16 protein-coding genes and 1 pseudogene are annotated in these 14080 nt (G+C 68.2%); 11 read left to right on the top strand and 6 right to left on the bottom strand.

All coding sequences use genetic code 11. The features are described 5' to 3' along the window. Positions 1-25 precede the first annotated feature (25 nt). Positions 26-631: a GNAT family N-acetyltransferase gene (locus AWC19_RS24105; protein ID WP_085080596.1), complete on the top strand. Its 606-nt coding sequence runs from the start codon at positions 26-28 to the stop codon at positions 629-631. A gap of 46 nt (positions 632-677) precedes the next feature. Then, positions 678-1037, top strand: a complete 360-nt coding sequence (locus AWC19_RS24110; RefSeq protein ID WP_085080597.1) for a hypothetical protein — start codon at positions 678-680, stop codon at positions 1035-1037. Between the two features lie 41 nt (positions 1038-1078). Here AWC19_RS24110 and AWC19_RS24115 read toward each other — a convergent pair whose 3' ends face one another. Then, entirely contained in the window at positions 1079-1753 is a 675-nt protein-coding gene (locus tag AWC19_RS24115; RefSeq protein WP_085080598.1) for a TetR family transcriptional regulator, read from the bottom strand. 69 nt (positions 1754-1822) lie between these two features. Between AWC19_RS24115 and AWC19_RS24120 the strand changes: the two genes are divergently transcribed. The 4 genes from AWC19_RS24120 to AWC19_RS24135 are packed head-to-tail and all read left to right on the top strand — an operon-like array spanning position 1823 to position 5606. Further along, positions 1823-2917 carry a ferredoxin reductase gene (locus AWC19_RS24120; RefSeq protein ID WP_085080599.1) on the top strand — a complete coding sequence of 365 codons (1095 nt, stop codon included), beginning with the start codon at positions 1823-1825 and terminating at the stop codon, positions 2915-2917. 18 nt (positions 2918-2935) lie between these two features. Continuing rightward, positions 2936-4036 (top strand): fatty acid desaturase family protein, encoded by a 1101-nt coding sequence (locus AWC19_RS24125; protein ID WP_085080600.1) that lies wholly within the window; start codon positions 2936-2938, stop codon positions 4034-4036. Positions 4037-4047: 11 nt separating this feature from the next. Further along, positions 4048-4572 carry an SRPBCC family protein gene (locus AWC19_RS24130; RefSeq protein ID WP_211284987.1) on the top strand — a complete coding sequence of 175 codons (525 nt, stop codon included), beginning with the start codon at positions 4048-4050 and terminating at the stop codon, positions 4570-4572. Continuing rightward, entirely contained in the window at positions 4572-5606 is a 1035-nt protein-coding gene (locus tag AWC19_RS24135) for an LLM class flavin-dependent oxidoreductase (protein ID WP_085080601.1), read from the top strand. The genes AWC19_RS24130 and AWC19_RS24135 overlap by 1 nt, the downstream gene beginning before the upstream one ends. Before the next feature lie 54 nt (positions 5607-5660). On the opposite strand, the gene AWC19_RS24140 is transcribed toward AWC19_RS24135, so the two are convergent. Together AWC19_RS24140 and AWC19_RS24145 are read right to left on the bottom strand one after the other, a co-directional pair. After that, on the bottom strand, positions 5661-6773 hold the full coding sequence (locus AWC19_RS24140; protein ID WP_085080602.1) for a DUF1214 domain-containing protein: 1113 nt from the start codon (positions 6771-6773) through the stop codon (positions 5661-5663). Then, positions 6770-7357, bottom strand: coding sequence for a TetR/AcrR family transcriptional regulator (locus AWC19_RS24145; RefSeq protein ID WP_085080603.1), 588 nt, complete (start codon positions 7355-7357; stop codon positions 6770-6772). The genes AWC19_RS24140 and AWC19_RS24145 overlap by 4 nt, the downstream gene beginning before the upstream one ends. A 105-nt stretch (positions 7358-7462) precedes the next feature. On the opposite strand from AWC19_RS24145, the gene AWC19_RS24150 reads away from it, so the two are divergent. Continuing rightward, entirely contained in the window at positions 7463-8626 is a 1164-nt protein-coding gene (locus tag AWC19_RS24150) for a sulfotransferase family protein (protein WP_142281390.1), read from the top strand. Between the two features lie 27 nt (positions 8627-8653). Further along, positions 8654-9543: pseudogene (locus AWC19_RS24155) on the top strand (alpha/beta fold hydrolase). A gap of 21 nt (positions 9544-9564) precedes the next feature. Here the strand turns inward: AWC19_RS24155 and AWC19_RS24160 are convergent. Continuing rightward, complete coding sequence (locus AWC19_RS24160; RefSeq protein ID WP_085080605.1) at positions 9565-9777, bottom strand: TOBE domain-containing protein; 213 nt, start codon at positions 9775-9777, stop codon at positions 9565-9567. Positions 9778-9816: 39 nt separating this feature from the next. Continuing rightward, positions 9817-10422, bottom strand: a complete 606-nt coding sequence (locus AWC19_RS24165) for a TetR/AcrR family transcriptional regulator (protein WP_085080606.1) — start codon at positions 10420-10422, stop codon at positions 9817-9819. 130 nt (positions 10423-10552) lie between these two features. On the opposite strand from AWC19_RS24165, the gene AWC19_RS24170 reads away from it, so the two are divergent. Next, positions 10553-11878, top strand: coding sequence for a cytochrome P450 (locus tag AWC19_RS24170; protein WP_085080607.1), 1326 nt, complete (start codon positions 10553-10555; stop codon positions 11876-11878). Between the two features lie 6 nt (positions 11879-11884). Here AWC19_RS24170 and msrA read toward each other — a convergent pair whose 3' ends face one another. Further along, the gene (gene msrA, locus AWC19_RS24175) at positions 11885-12400 is read right to left on the bottom strand and encodes a peptide-methionine (S)-S-oxide reductase MsrA (protein WP_085080608.1); all 516 of its coding nucleotides are present in this window, start codon (positions 12398-12400) and stop codon (positions 11885-11887) included. Between the two features lie 102 nt (positions 12401-12502). Between msrA and AWC19_RS24180 the strand changes: the two genes are divergently transcribed. Both AWC19_RS24180 and AWC19_RS24185 read left to right on the top strand, forming a co-directional pair. Continuing rightward, positions 12503-13009 (top strand): nuclear transport factor 2 family protein, encoded by a 507-nt coding sequence (locus AWC19_RS24180; RefSeq protein ID WP_085080609.1) that lies wholly within the window; start codon positions 12503-12505, stop codon positions 13007-13009. After that, on the top strand, positions 13006-14031 hold the full coding sequence (locus tag AWC19_RS24185) for an NAD-dependent epimerase/dehydratase family protein (RefSeq protein WP_085080610.1): 1026 nt from the start codon (positions 13006-13008) through the stop codon (positions 14029-14031). Before AWC19_RS24180 ends, AWC19_RS24185 begins: the two co-directional genes overlap by 4 nt. The last annotated feature ends 49 nt before the right edge of the window (positions 14032-14080 follow it).

Consider the following 14080-nt stretch of genomic DNA (forward strand, 5'->3'; position numbering starts at 1 on the left):
GCGGCGACCCGCTAGCCTGACGTGGGTGACCCCGCAGGCGCGCCCGGCGTCGAGACCCGACATCCGCAACCTGTGCCGCACGCTGGCGCGGGCGTTCTACGACGACCCGGTGATGATGTGGTTGCTGCCGGACGACAAGGCGCGCACCGCTCAGCTATACCGGCTGTTCGCAACGATGACCCGGCACCACCACCTGAGCCGGGGCGGCGTCGAGGTGGCCGCCGACGGCCCGGAGATCGGTGCGGCGGCGCTGTGGGATCCGCCGAATCAATGGCAGGAAACGCGCTGGGGCCAGCTCGCGATGACGCCGACGTTCATCCGGGTCTTCGGCGCGCGCTCGATGCGTGGACGGGCGGTGCAGGAACTGATGAAGCGCATGCACCCGGAAGAACCGCACTGGTATCTGGCCGTGATCGGAAGCGACCCGAGCGTCCGCGGCCAAGGCTTCGGGCAGGCACTGATGCGGTCCCGGCTGGACCGCTGCGACGCCGAGTACTGCCCGGCGTATCTCGAGTCGAGCAAGCCCGAAAACGTCCCGTACTACGAACGTTTCGGCTTCACCGTCACCCGCGAGATCCCGCTGCCCGACGGCGGCCCGCCGCTGTGGGCGATGTGGCGCGCGCCGCGATAGCGGCCGGCAGCGTTTAGCCGCCCCAGGCGGCGGGCAACCGGTGCGCATGAGCGAAAACCCCCAAGCCGACGAGCTGGTCGACGCCGCCGACTTCCCCGAGGAAGGCGGCCCGGGCGACACCCTGAACCCCAGCGAAGGCACCGACCCCGACGAGCTGCGCAACGACGACGGCGACATCGTCGTGGACCCGCCCGAGGGCTGGAGCGAGGCCGACCGGTTCGGGATGACGGCGCGCGAAGCTCGAGAGGGCGAATCCCTCGACGACCGCCTGGCCGAGGAAGAGCCGGACCTCACCCCCGATAGGGTCGGCCCCGCGGACGACGAGGTTCCCGGGCGCGCCCACCGGGGGCAGATCGACGGCACACCCGAAGACGGGGACTCGCTGTACGAGGTCGTCGACGAGTAATCAGTGCTCGGTTGTTCACTCGCGAAAGATGAGGCGAGCCGCTACGGGCTGCTGTGCCAGCCGGCGATCCCGATGGTGATCATCCGCAGCTGCTTGACCGCCGCCCGCCGGATGTCTTCCAGCGCCTCCGAGGTTTGCGCGTCCTCGATCGCCTCGGCGATGACGATCATCGAGTTGACGAACAGCGTCGCCAACACGTTGAGGTCCTCGGTGCTCCACGCGTTGAGCCCGGTGAAGCGGGCGAGGTCGGTGGCCAGCTCGGAGGTGATGAGCCGCAGCTCGGTGCGGATCGCGTAGCGCAGCACGGTGACTCCGCCCGAGCGCTCCCGATAGATGAAGCGCCAGTGCTCGCGGCGTTCCGTGATGCTCGCGACGACGATCTCGACCGACGACTCGATCACCCGGTTGGGGTCCAGCTTGCCGGCGCGCGCCCCGCGCAAAGTGTCGCGCAGGGTGCGAAACGATTCGTCGATCAGCACCAGCCCGAGGGCCTCCATCGACTCGAAATGGCGGTAGAAGCCCGCCGGCACGATGCCGACCTCCCGCGTCACCTCGCGCAGGCTCAGGCTGGAAAAGCTGCGGTCTTGCAGCAGCTTCAACGCGGCGGCGATGATGGCGCGCCGGGTGGCCTCCTTGCGCTCCTCGCGCGACAGGCTTTCGCCCGAACGCTCGCGGCCCGAGCGGTGCGGCCGTGAGCTAGGAGTACGGCTGTTCACTGTGTGAACCCTACCACAAACTGCCACTAAACCTTGACGACCTGCAAGGAGCCGACGCACGGTGTACATATGTTCACCCAAACACCCACCCGGAATCTCGCCCAAACCCTGCGGAAGCGAGTCCTGGGTTCAGACCTGCTGGACCTGCTCACCGGTCCGCACGGCGTGGACCGCTACACCGAGCTGGTGGCGCCGACGTGGACGCTGGGCGAGGCCCGCGCCAAGGTCGTCGACGTGCGCCGGACCACGCCGCGCAGCGTCACCGTCACGCTCGCTCCGAACGACGCCTTCGCGTCCGCCCACACCGTCAAAGCCGGCCAGCACGTCAACCTCACGCTCGACATCGACGGTCGCCGGCACACCCGCTGCTATTCGCCGGCCAACGCCGAAGGCAGCTCCCGCCTCGAGCTGACGATCGGTCAGCACGACGGAGGGCTGGTGTCGAATCACCTCTACGAGCGGGCCCGCCGCGGCATGGTCGTCGGCCTCGACGGCGTCGGCGGTGACTTCGTGTTGCCCGCGCGGCGCCCGCGGCGGATCCTGCTCGTCTCGGGCGGCAGCGGCATCACGCCGGTCATGGCGATGCTGCGCACGCTGATCGCCGAGCGCCATCGCGGCGAGGTCGCGTTCATCCACTACGCCCGGGTGCCCGAGGAGGCCTGCTACCGCGAGGAACTGGTCGCCCACAACGAGCTGCCGGGCGTACGGGTGCTGCACGGCTACACCCGCTCCGACGGCGGCGACCTGATCGGCCGCTTCGGCCGAGAGCACCTGGCCGCGGCGATGCTCGCGCCCGATGCGGTGTTCGTCTGCGGCCCAACGACATTGGTCGAGTCGGTGCGAGAGCACTGCGACAACGTCTTCACCGAAAGCTTCGTGCCGCCCGTGTTCGACGCGCCGGCCAATCCGTCGGGCGGGCGAATCACCTTCGCCGAGAGCGGAATCGACGTCGTCGACGACGGTCGGTCGCTGCTGGAACAGGCCGAATCGGCCGGGCTGACGCCGCAGAACGGGTGCCGGATGGGCATCTGCCACACGTGCACCCGGCGCAAGACCGCGGGCACCGTGCGCAACCTGGTCACCGGCGCGGTCTCGACGTGCCCCGGCGAGGACGTCCAGATCTGCGTGTCCGTGCCGGTCGGCGACGTCGACCTCGCCCTCTAAAGCACTGGAGGTAAACCCATGTCAGACAAGAAGATTACCCTGACCCCCGAGCAGGCCGAACAGTTCGGCCGCGAGCTCGACGCCATTAAGGAACGCGTGATGGCCGACCTCGGCGAACAGGACGCCGAGTACATCCGTCGCGTCATCAAGGCCCAGCGCGCGCTGGAGGCCGGCGGGCGCGCCCTGCTGTTTTTGCCGCCGGCGTGGCTGCTGGGCACCGCGATGCTGGGCCTGTCGAAGATCCTCGACAACATGGAGATCGGCCACAACGTCATGCACGGTCAATACGACTGGATGCGGGACCCGGCCATCTCCGGCCGCACCTTCGAGTGGGACACCGCTTGCCCCGCCGATCAATGGCGGCATTCGCACAACTACATGCACCACACCCACACCAACATCGTCGGGATGGACCGCGACATCGGCTACGGCATCCTGCGGATGAGCGAAGACCAGCGGTGGCACCCCTATTACCTGGGGAACCCGCTCTACGCGTTCTTGCTGATGGTGCTGTTTCAGTACGGCGTCGCGTTGCACGAACTGGAAACCGAGCGCATCCGCAGCGGCGAGATCCGGCTGGCCGACAAGCGCGGGGTTTTGCGCGACATCTGGAAGAAGACGCGGCGCCAGGCGCTCAAGGACTACGTGGCCTTCCCGCTGCTCGCCGGCCCGTTCGCCCCGTTCGTGTTCGCGGGCAACCTCTCGGCCAACCTGATGCGCAACGTGTGGTCCTACATGATCATCTTCTGCGGTCATTTCCCCGACGGCACACAGGAGTTCACGGTCGAGGAGACCACGGACGAGTCCCGCGGCCAGTGGTATTTCCGTCAGGTCCTCGGTTCGGCGAACCTGACCGGCGGCAAGCTTTTCCATCTGCTGTCGGGAAACCTGTCGCACCAGATCGAGCACCACCTGTTCCCGGACATGCCGGCGCGCCGGTACGGCGAGATCGCGCCCGAGGTGCAAGAGATCTGCGAACGTTACGGCATCCCCTACAACAAGGGTCCGCTGCCGCGCCAGTTCGGCACCGTCGTCCGCAAGATCGTCCGGTTGGCGTTCCCGGGGTCGCGGAAGTCCACGGCCGGCAGGCTTGACGATCGGGTTCCTGCCGCGGCGTAGACGGGAGCACAATGGGCGTCGTGGAATGGACCGGCGCCCGCTACGCGGACAACCCAACAGTGGAAGCATCGACGTGGATCGACGCTGACCCGGAGCGGGTCTGGAGCCTGGTCTCCGATATCCAACTGATGCCGACGCTCTCCAACGAGCTGCAGCGGGTCGAGTGGACCGACGGGGCCGACCGGCCCCGGGTCGGCGCCCGCTTCGTCGGATACAACGAGCACGACGCCTTCGGACAATGGAGCACCACCTCGCAGATCGTCGAGTGCGACCAGCCACGTGAATTCTGTTGGGCGGTAGGCGACGCCGAGAGCCCCTCGGCGAAGTGGCGTTTTCGGCTGACGCCCCGCGACGGCGGTACCGCGCTGAGCTTCTGGATGCAGATGGGCCCGGGACGCTCGGGCTTGTCGGTCGCCATCGACTCGATGCCCGACAAGGAGGAAAAGATCGTCTTCGTGCGGATGCGCGAGTTCGAGGCGGCGATCGACAAGACCCTGGCGGCGATCAAACGGCTGGCCGAACACGGGGTGCGCTGATGCGGACCGCCACGACGGTCGAGCTGTCCCAACCGGGGGTGGTCGACTTCGTGGTCGAGGCCGAAAAACTGGGCCTGGATCTGTGCTGGGTCGCCGAGGCGTGGGGGACAGACGCTCCGTCGGCCATCGGCTACCTCGCGGCCCGGACCGGCCGGATGTTGCTCGGCTCGGGCGTGATTCAGGTCGGTACCCGCTCCCCGGTACTCGTCGCGCAGACGGCGATCACGTTGTCCAACCTGTCCGGCGGACGGTTCCTGCTCGGCCTGGGGGCTTCCGGACCTCAGGTGATGGAAGGTCTGCACGGGGTGTCGTTCGCCCGGCCGTTGACGCGCATGCGCGAAACCGTCGAGATCGTCCGGCAGGTGTTCGAGGGCGGGAAGATCTCCTACTCCGGCAAGGAGATTCAGATTCCGCGCCCGGGCGGGGAAGCGGTGCCGATGCGCTTGTCGACGCGGCCCGACCATCCTATTCCCATTTATTTGGCCACGTTGTCACCGGCGATGCTGCGGTTGACCGGACAGATCGCGGACGGCTGGCTGGGCACCAGCTTCGTCCCGGAGGGCGCCGACGACGCCTACTTCGCTCACCTCGACGAGGGACTGGCGGCCGCCGGTCGCACCCGCGCCGACATCGACATCTGTCAGGGCGCCGAGGTCGCCTTCGCGACCGACGAGGACGAACTCACCGGCATGGTCGCCGACCGCAAGAAAGAACTCGCGTTCAGCCTCGGCGGCATGGGGTCGTCGAGCACAAACTTCTACAACCAGGCCTACAGCCGTCAGGGCTGGGCCGACGTCGCGGCCGAGGTACGCCAGCGCTGGCAGCGCGGCGACCGCGACGGCGCGGCCGCCTTGGTGACCGACGAGATGGTGCTGGCCACCACCTTGATTGGGACGCAAGAGATGGTACGGGCCCGCCTCAAGGTGTGGCGCGACGCGGGCGTGACCACCGTGCGGTTATATCCCGCGGGGGACAGCTTGGATGCCAAGCTAGCCACCCTGGGGCGGGCGATCGAACTGGTTCGCCGAACGTGAACTGAGGGCGGAATTTCCGCAATTTTTCCGCCCTCATTGCACGCTCGGCGGACTCTAGGAGACGGCCGTCGGCGCGTCCGACACCTTCACCAGTTCTACCTGCGGCCGCGCCGGCACACCGTCGGCGAGGAACCAGCGAAAGGCGAGGTTGCCACGCGGATAGCCCAGCGCGGTCACCGAATTCGGGTGGGCCGTCATCCCCCGGGACAACACGATGGTCACCGAGCCGTCGGCGTTGGGCACGGCGCTATGGCCGTTGACCGAACAGCGGGCGTCGGGGCCCTCGGCGGCGCCGTAGGTGGCCATGAACTGGTTCCACACCACCATGTTCCAGAACCGGCACGAAGGGGGCCGGTGCGTGATGACCAGCGCCTCGTCGTCGTCGAGCACGAAGCTGCCGTAGGAGTAGCACGCGTCGCGTGCCGACCAGCCGAAGTTGGCGTCGGGCACCTGATATGGATCGGCGAATTCGTTTGCGGCGTGGGCGGTTTCATGTCCAAGCGCGTGCTGATCGTCCGCGCGCACTCCCACCGCCAGCGGCACGATGGCGAACATGGTGCGCAGCCAGGTGGCCGCCGCCCGCAGGCGCGCGGCCGTCTCCGCGTCGCCGTGGCGGATCGGCTCGGGCGCGTCGAGCGCCTCGATGCGCCAGGCCACCGGCCGACCGGTCAGCGGGTTGGCCTGATAGTCGCGCGTCATCAACACCGCGGCATCCGGCGTCGGGGGGAATTCGAAGGCGAAATTGCCATCGGCGTCGACGTCGAGGTCGCTGTCGCGGACTATCGCAACGACGCGGTCCGACCAGGCGCCGGGCGACGGCTCGTTGTAGGCGGTCACCGAGAAGTAGACGCTGTCGCCCTTGTTGCCGCTGATGCGGTAGCGCCGAGCGGGATCGACCGGGCACATGAAGTAATACGCGTCGGTGTTGTCGCCGCCCCATCGCCGGTCGCGGCGGAACGGCGTGTTCACCGCGACGAACTGGGGGCGGCCCGGCTCGGTGAACAGGTAGCTGTCGAGGGCCACGCCCAGCGTGGTGGCGAGCATGCGGTAGCCGTCTGCGACGTGGCGGTCGTCGGTGACGGCGCGTGCGCCCTCGAGGAAGGACCGGTCGAGCTGCCCGACGGTCGCGAGCAGCTCTTGCCAGGCGGCGGTCGACTCATGCGTCATGCGCTGATTCCCTTCAGGAGCAACGTGGTCGTGCGATCAACCCAGGCATCCCGAACGTCGGGGGCGAGCTCGGCCGGGCGGGTGAGCAGCGCCACCAGTGTCAGGCCCGCGACGGCTTCGGCCAGTTCCGCGGCGGTGACGTCGGCGCGCGCCTCGCCCCGCGCGGCGGCCTTGTCGAGCCGCTCCGCGAGGCCGCCGGCGATGACGTCGGCGAACCGTTCCAAAAGCGCCGAATGCAACGTCGGGTCGGCCGCCATCTCGCCGACGAGCCCCGGAAGGGCCGACCTGGCCGCCGGCGTCGACAGGAAATCGGTTGTCCGGCAGACCATTTCACGCAGGTCGTCGCGCAGCGACCCGGTGTCGGGGATCGCGGTCGCGGCGCCGATCGGGAAGACGGCCTCGTGCACCAGGTGGGCCTTGCTGGGCCAGCGCCGGTAGATGGCGGGCTTGCTGGTGCCGGCACGCGTGGCGATGGCCGCGACCGACAGCCCCGCGTAGCCGGTTTCGGCGAGGAGCTCGACCGTCGCGCAAAGCACGGCGGCGTCGATGCGGGGGTCACGGGGCCGCCCAAAATCCACTACCATTTCGAAACTGAAAGTAACATAAGTCAGGTGACCGACACCGGCGTCGTCATCCTCGACGACCTAGCGCAGCCCCGATTCACCGCGGAGGCCCGGCAGATCCTCGACATGATGGCCACGATGGCCCCCGACTGCCCGCTCGACGCCGACGCGCTGCACGCCCGCGCCACCGCCGACACCGGCCTCGACGACTTCGGCGCGCCAGACTACCGAGAACGGCTCGACGTCTACCTCGCCGCGCTGCGTGACATCGACGGCCTGCACCCCGCCGGAGCGGTCAACTTCTACGGGCAGCTGCTGCAGTCGCTCAAGAACCGGCTGCTGTTCACCGACCTGATGAGTCGCCATCCCGAGATCGACGACATCGAGCTGCAACCGCCGGTCGTGATCGCCGGCCTGCCCCGCACCGGGACCACCCACCTGCACAACCTGCTGGCCGCGCCGCCCACCTTCCGCACCATGCCGTACTGGGAGAGCGTCGAACCGTTTCCGCTGCCCAATGAGGTTGGGGCGGAACCGGATCCGCGGCGGGCGCGGATGGACGTGGCCGTCGCGGTGATCAACACGGTGATGCCGCATTTCGCGCTGATGCACGAGATGACCACCGACCACGTCCACGAAGAGATCCAGTTGCTGGCCAACGACTTTTCCACGATGCTCTTCGAGACGCTGGCCGACGTGCCGCGCTGGCGCGACCACTACACCGCCCACGACCAGACTCCCCACTACCGTCACCTGGCCCGACAGCTCAAGGCGATGCAGTTCCTGCGCGGCGGGCGGCGCTGGCTGCTCAAGTCGCCCCAGCACCTCGAGCAGGTGCCGGTGCTGGATCGGGTCTTCCCGGGCAGCATCGTCGTGTTCACCCACCGCGACCCGGTGCCGGTGGCGCTGTCGATGATCGCGATGATCACCTATTCCGCGCGGATGCACCGCTCACCGGTGCCCGTGGCGAAGATCGCGGCCTACTGGATCGAGCGCCTGGATCGAATGCTCGCCGCGCTCGTCCGCGACCGCGACACGATCGGCCCGGAACGCTCGGTCGACGTGCGTTTCGACGACTTCATGGCCGACGAACTGGGCGTCGCCGAGCGGGTGTACGCCCTGGCCGGCGAACCCTGCAGCGAGCCGGTGCGCGCGGCGATCGCCGACTACGCCGCACGGCACCGGCGCGGCCGGCTGGGAAGCGTCGAGACGTCGCCCGAGATGTTCGGGCTGACCGAAGAGGGCCTGCGCGAGCGCTTCGCGCCCTACGTCGAGCGGTTCCTGGCCTAATGGGGGCATCGAGTACCTTCTCAACACATGGTCGCTATGCCCGCGCTGGACGGTGTCGAACACAGGTATGTCGAACTCGGCGACGGCGTCACCATCCACGTCGCGGATGCCGGCCCGGCCCACGGCCCGGCGGTGATGCTGGTGCACGGCTTCCCCCAGAACTGGTGGGAATGGCACGAATTGATCCAACCGCTGGCCGAGGACGGGTTTCGGGTGCTGTGCCCGGACCTCCGCGGCGCGGGCTGGAGCTCGGCCCCCGCTGCCGGTACCTCAAGAACGACATGGCCGACGACTTGGCCGCGGCCCTCGATCGGTTGGGCGTCGCGACCGTCAGGCTCGCCGCCCACGACTGGGGCGGCCCCATCGCGTTCACGATGATGCTGCGCCACCCGGAGAAAGTCACCGGCTTTTTCGGGATGAACACTTCCGCGCCCTGGGTGATCCCCAGCCTCAAGATGCTCCGCAACCTCTGGCGGTTCTGGTACCAGGTACCGATCGCGCTGCCGGTGATCGGCCCGCGTGTGGTCGGCGATCCCAAGGCCCGGTTCTACCGGGCTCTGGCGTCGTGGGTGGGCGGCGGCTACCTGGTACCCGACGACGACGTCCGCTTCTACATCGAGTGCATGCGTCAGCCCGGCCACGCGCTGGCCGGTTCGCGGTGGTACCGGACGTTTTTGAGCACGGAGCTGTTCCGTTGGCTGCGCGGCGAATACGACGACGCCCGCGTCGACGTGCCCGTGCGCTGGCTCAGCGGCACCAAAGACCCGGTGCTCACGGTGGATCTACTTGACGGATATGCCGACCGCATAAGCGATTTCGAGGTCGAGATCGTCGAGGGCGCCGGCCACTGGATCGTCGAACAGCGGCCCGAGCTGGTGCTGGACCGACTCAAGGCCTTCCTTCGCGACGAAAAGTGAAGCGCCGCTGAGCCTTGCGCGTCAGTCGACGCCGATGGTGACCTCGGTGGACTTAATGAAGACGGTCGCGGGCTGCCCCTCTTTGAGGCCGAGCTCGAGCGCGGCGTCCTTGGTGACCGACGCCGTGACGGTCTGATCGCCGCCGTCCAGCTTCACCCTCACGATCGCCATCACGCTACCGATCTCCACTTCGGTGATCGTTCCTTGGAGCTGGTTTCGGGTCGATAACCGCATCGCGATCCTCCGTCGTGGTTTTCCGGGTCGGGGTCGAGCCTAATGTCGGGGGCCGAGCAAAGCTACGGAGGCGTCGATGGCCGGTTCGACTATTTCTCGGACGGGCCGGGCGTCCTCGACGGTGACGGCGGTCAGTTCGCGCAGGCCCCCCAGCAGGATCAACGCCAGCGGCGCCGTCAGCGGCGGCAGCTGCGCGCGCCGGAACCCAGGGTTGGCGCTGAGGGCGATCAGCAGGTCGGACAGCAACTGCTGCCCGTGGCGCTGGACGGGGCGGGCGACCGCGCCCAGCGACGGAAGTTCGCGGATCCAGCTCAAGGTTATGGCCGGGCGCGACTCGATGTGGCCCACGTAGGCCTCGACGGCCTGGCGGATCTGCCGGTGCCAGTCGGCTTCGGGATCGACTGCCGCTGCGATGTGTTCGCCCAGCTTTTCGATGTCGTCCCGCAGCAGTTCCAGGAAGCATTCCTCCTTGCTGGCGAACTGGCCATAGAAGGTGCGCTTGGAGGTGCGGGCGTGGCGGACGATGTCGGCGACCGTGCTGGCGCGGTAACCGCGCTCGGCGATCGAGGTGGCGAGGCCGTCGAGCAGCCGAAGCCGGAACGGATCGACCTCGCCGAGGACCGCGTCGTCAACCGCTGCTGTCACGGCCGGCGCCCCCTTCGGTGATCACGGCACCTTGTCCGGTCTGGTACCACAGAGTACCGTATCCCGGGAACGCTTGGTACAGCGCGGTACCACCCCGCTTCGGGGCAGATGATTGGGAGCGACCACCGCCATGAGCGAGCTAGCCACGGCCCCCCCGGCGTCCCCGGCAGTCCGATTGCCGCCGGCGGCCCGGATCCCAAAGCCCCTCTGCGGCATGATCTTTGCGATTTCCAGGCGCGGGATGATCAAGCGCCTGGCGCGCCGCTACGGCAACGTCTTCATGCTCAACGTCCCGATCTACGGTCGCGTCGTGGTGGTCGGTGATCCGCAGCTGGCCAAGCGGATCTTCACCACCAGCCCCGAGGAGCTCGGCAACATCCAGCCCAACCTGAGCCGCCTGTTCGGCTCGGGTTCGGTCTTCGCGCTCGACCGCGACGATCATCGCAGGCGCCGGCGGTTGTTGGCGCCGCCGTTCCACGGCAAGAGCATGAAGAACTACGAGGCCATCATCGAGGAAGAGACCCTACGCGAGACCGCGAACTGGCCGGAGGGCCGGCCGTTTCCGACGCTGCCGTCGACGATGCGCATCACGCTCAACGCCATCCTGCGCGCCGTCTTCGGCGCCGACGGCGCCGAGCTCGACGAGCTGCGCCGGCTCATCCCGCCGTGGGTCACCCTCGGCTCGCGCCTGGCCACCCTGCCCAAACCGCAACGGACCTATGGCCGGTTCAGCCCCTGGGGGCGGCTGGCCGAGTGGCGCCGCCAGTACGACATCGTCCTCGACCGGCTGATCGCCGCCGAGCGGGCCGACCCCAACTTCGCCGAGCGAACCGACGTGCTCGCCCTGATGCTGCGCAGCACTTACGACGACGGTTCGACGATGTCGCGCAAGGACATCGGTGACGAGCTGCTGACGCTGCTTGCCGCCGGGCACGAAACCACCGCGGCCACGCTCGCCTGGGCGTTCGAGCGGTTGGTCAGGCACCCCGACGTGCTGGCGGCCATGGTCGAAGAGGCCGACAACGGCGGTTCGGAGCTGCGCCAAGCCGCGATTCTCGAGGTGCAGCGCACGCGCACGGTAATCGATTTCGCGGCCAGGCGTGTCTATGCGCCGACCTTCAGGCTTGGGGAATGGGTTATCCCCCAAGGAAATTCGCTCATCGTCAGCATCGCTCAGATTCACGACGACCCCGCGGTCTATCCCGATCCGGACCGTTTCGACCCGCGGCGGTATATCGGGAACAAGCCGTCGACCTTCGCCTGGATCCCGTTCGGCGGCGGCACCCGGCGGTGCGTGGGCGCCGCGTTCGCCAACATGGAGATGGACGTCGTGCTGCGAACGGTATTGCGCCAGTTCACCATCGAGACCACGGCAGCACCGGGGGAGCGGTGGTACTGCCGGGGCGTCGCCTACATTCCCAAGGACGGCGGGCGCATCGCGGTTCGTCGGCGCTGAACCGGCCTACTGGGGCGCCGATGCGCGGCGCGGCAACTTCCAGCCCGGCCGCACGTAGTGGCACGTGTACCCCTGGGGGTAGCGCTCCAGGTAGTCCTGGTGCTCGGGCTCGGCCTCCCAGAAGTCACCGGCCGGGCTGACCTCGGTGACCACCTTGCCGGGCCATAGCCCCGACGCGTCCACGTCGGCGATGGTGTCCAGCGCGACGCGCTTTTGCTCGTCGTCGAGGTAGAAGATGGCCGAGCGGTAGCTGGGCCCCAGGTCGTTGCCCTGCCGGTTCTTCGTCGTCGGGTCGTGAATTTGGAAGAAGAACTCCAGCAGCGTGCGGTAATCGGTGACCGCCGGGTCGTAGATGATCTCGATGGCCTCGGCGTGCGTGCCGTGGTTGCGGTAGGTCGCGTTGGGAACGTCACCCCCGGTGTAGCCGACCCGGGTCGAAATCACGCCGGGCTGCTTGCGAATCAGGTCTTGCATGCCCCAAAAGCAGCCGCCGGCCAGGATCGCCTTCTCATGCGCCGCCATACCCGTCCTCCTTGCCGTGTGCGTGCATCGCCTCCGATTATCCCGCATCACCGGCCGGGCGAACCCTCGACAAACTTCATTAGAACGTGTTCTAGTTCTGTTGTGGGCACGCGAGAGTTTTCCCGGAGCGAACTTGCTTCGGCGTTCGAGCAGTTCGAGGCCACGGTGGCGCGGGCCGCGCAGACCCGCGACTGGGACGCCTGGGTGCGCCAGTACACCCCCGACGTGCTCTACGTCGAGCACGCGGCTGGCACCATGCGGGGCCGCGACCAAGTGCGCGACTGGATCCATAAAACGATGACGACGTTCCCGGGCAGCCACATGGTGGCATTCCCGACGTTGTGGTCGGTCATCGACGAGCCCACCGGTCGGGTCATCCTCGAACTGGACAACCCCATGCGCGACCCCGGCGACGGCAGCGTCATCAGCGCCACCAACATCACGATCATCACGTACGCCGGCGACGGCCAGTGGAGCCGCGAAGAAGACATCTACAACCCGCTGCGGTTCCTGCGAGCGGGCATGAAGTGGTGCCGCAAGGCGCAGGCCCTCGGCACCCTCGACGAGGAGGCCGCGCGCTGGATGCAGCAACACGGAGGGGTCCAGTGAGCGCGAAACCCAAGCTCGTCATAGGCGCCAACGGCTTTTTGGGTTCGCACGTGACCCGCCAGCTGGTGGCCGACGGACACGACGTGCGCGCTATGGTGCGCCCGACCGCCAACACCCGCGCCATCGACGACCTCAAGCTCAGCCGGTTTCACGGCGACGTGTTCGACACCGCGACGCTGCGCGAGGCGATGGACGGCGTCGACGACGTCTACTACTGCGTCGTCGACACCCGCGCCTGGCTGCGGGATCCGTCGCCGCTGTTTCGCACCAACGTCGAAGGCCTGCGCAACGTCCTCGACGTGGCCGTCAGACAACCGGGTCTGCACCGGTTCGTCTTCACCAGCACCTACGCCACGGTGGGCCGGCGGCACGGGCACGTGGCGACCGAGGACGACGTCATCGAGCCGCGCGGGCTGACCCCGTATGTCCAGTCCCGGGTGCAGGCCGAGGACTTGGTGATGCGCTACGCGGCCGAGGCGGGGTTGCCCGCCGTGGCCATGTGCGTCTCGACGACGTACGGCAGCGGCGACTGGGGCCGCACCCCGCATGGGGCGTTCATCGCCGGCGCGGTCTTCGGCAAGCTGCCCTTCCTCATGGACGGCATCGAACTGGAGGTCGTCGGCGTCGACGACGCCGCGCGGGCCATGATCCTGGCCGCCGAGCGCGGCCGCATCGGCGAGCGTTACCTGATTTCCGAGCGGATGATCGCGCTGAAGGACGTCGTGCGGATCGCGGCCGACGAGGCCGGCGTGCCGGCGCCGCGGCGCTCGATCTCGGTGCCGACGCTGTATGCCCTCGGCGCGCTGGGCAGCCTGCGGGCCCGCCTCACCGGCAAGGATGCCGAGCTCAGCCTCGCCTCGGTGCGGATGATGCGGGCGGAAGCGCCCGTCGACCACAGCAAGGCGGTCCGGGAATTGGGCTGGCAGCCCCGCCCGGTCGAGGAATCCGTGCGCGAGGCGGCCCGATTCTGGGCCGCGATGCGCACCGGCCGCAAAGACAGCGCCCCCGCCCAAGCCGATTAGGGGAAGCCTGGCCGGCCTCGCGGTGTTGCACCACACACCTGCGTAAGAA

It is taken from the genome of Mycobacterium palustre, assembly GCF_002101785.1.
In the GTDB taxonomy this organism is placed as follows: Bacteria; Actinomycetota; Actinomycetes; order Mycobacteriales; family Mycobacteriaceae; genus Mycobacterium; species Mycobacterium palustre.

Excerpts from the sequence above, each read along its gene's own strand:
- AWC19_RS24135 (WP_085080601.1), top strand. The coding sequence starts at position 4,572 with ATGCGGACCGCCACGACGGTCGAGCTGTCCCAACCGGGGGTGGTCGAC.
- AWC19_RS24140 (WP_085080602.1), bottom strand. The coding sequence starts at position 6,773 with ATGACGCATGAGTCGACCGCCGCCTGGCAAGAGCTGCTCGCGACCGTC.
- AWC19_RS24125 (WP_085080600.1), top strand. The coding sequence starts at position 2,936 with ATGTCAGACAAGAAGATTACCCTGACCCCCGAGCAGGCCGAACAGTTC.
- AWC19_RS24160 (WP_085080605.1), bottom strand. The coding sequence starts at position 9,777 with ATGCGGTTATCGACCCGAAACCAGCTCCAAGGAACGATCACCGAAGTG.
- AWC19_RS24120 (WP_085080599.1), top strand. The coding sequence starts at position 1,823 with ATGTTCACCCAAACACCCACCCGGAATCTCGCCCAAACCCTGCGGAAG.
- AWC19_RS24110 (WP_085080597.1), top strand. The coding sequence starts at position 678 with ATGAGCGAAAACCCCCAAGCCGACGAGCTGGTCGACGCCGCCGACTTC.
- AWC19_RS24145 (WP_085080603.1), bottom strand. The coding sequence starts at position 7,357 with ATGGTAGTGGATTTTGGGCGGCCCCGTGACCCCCGCATCGACGCCGCC.
- msrA (WP_085080608.1), bottom strand. The coding sequence starts at position 12,400 with ATGGCGGCGCATGAGAAGGCGATCCTGGCCGGCGGCTGCTTTTGGGGC.
- AWC19_RS24150 (WP_142281390.1), top strand. The coding sequence starts at position 7,463 with ATGATGGCCACGATGGCCCCCGACTGCCCGCTCGACGCCGACGCGCTG.
- AWC19_RS24130 (WP_211284987.1), top strand. The coding sequence starts at position 4,048 with ATGGGCGTCGTGGAATGGACCGGCGCCCGCTACGCGGACAACCCAACA.
- AWC19_RS24170 (WP_085080607.1), top strand. The coding sequence starts at position 10,553 with ATGAGCGAGCTAGCCACGGCCCCCCCGGCGTCCCCGGCAGTCCGATTG.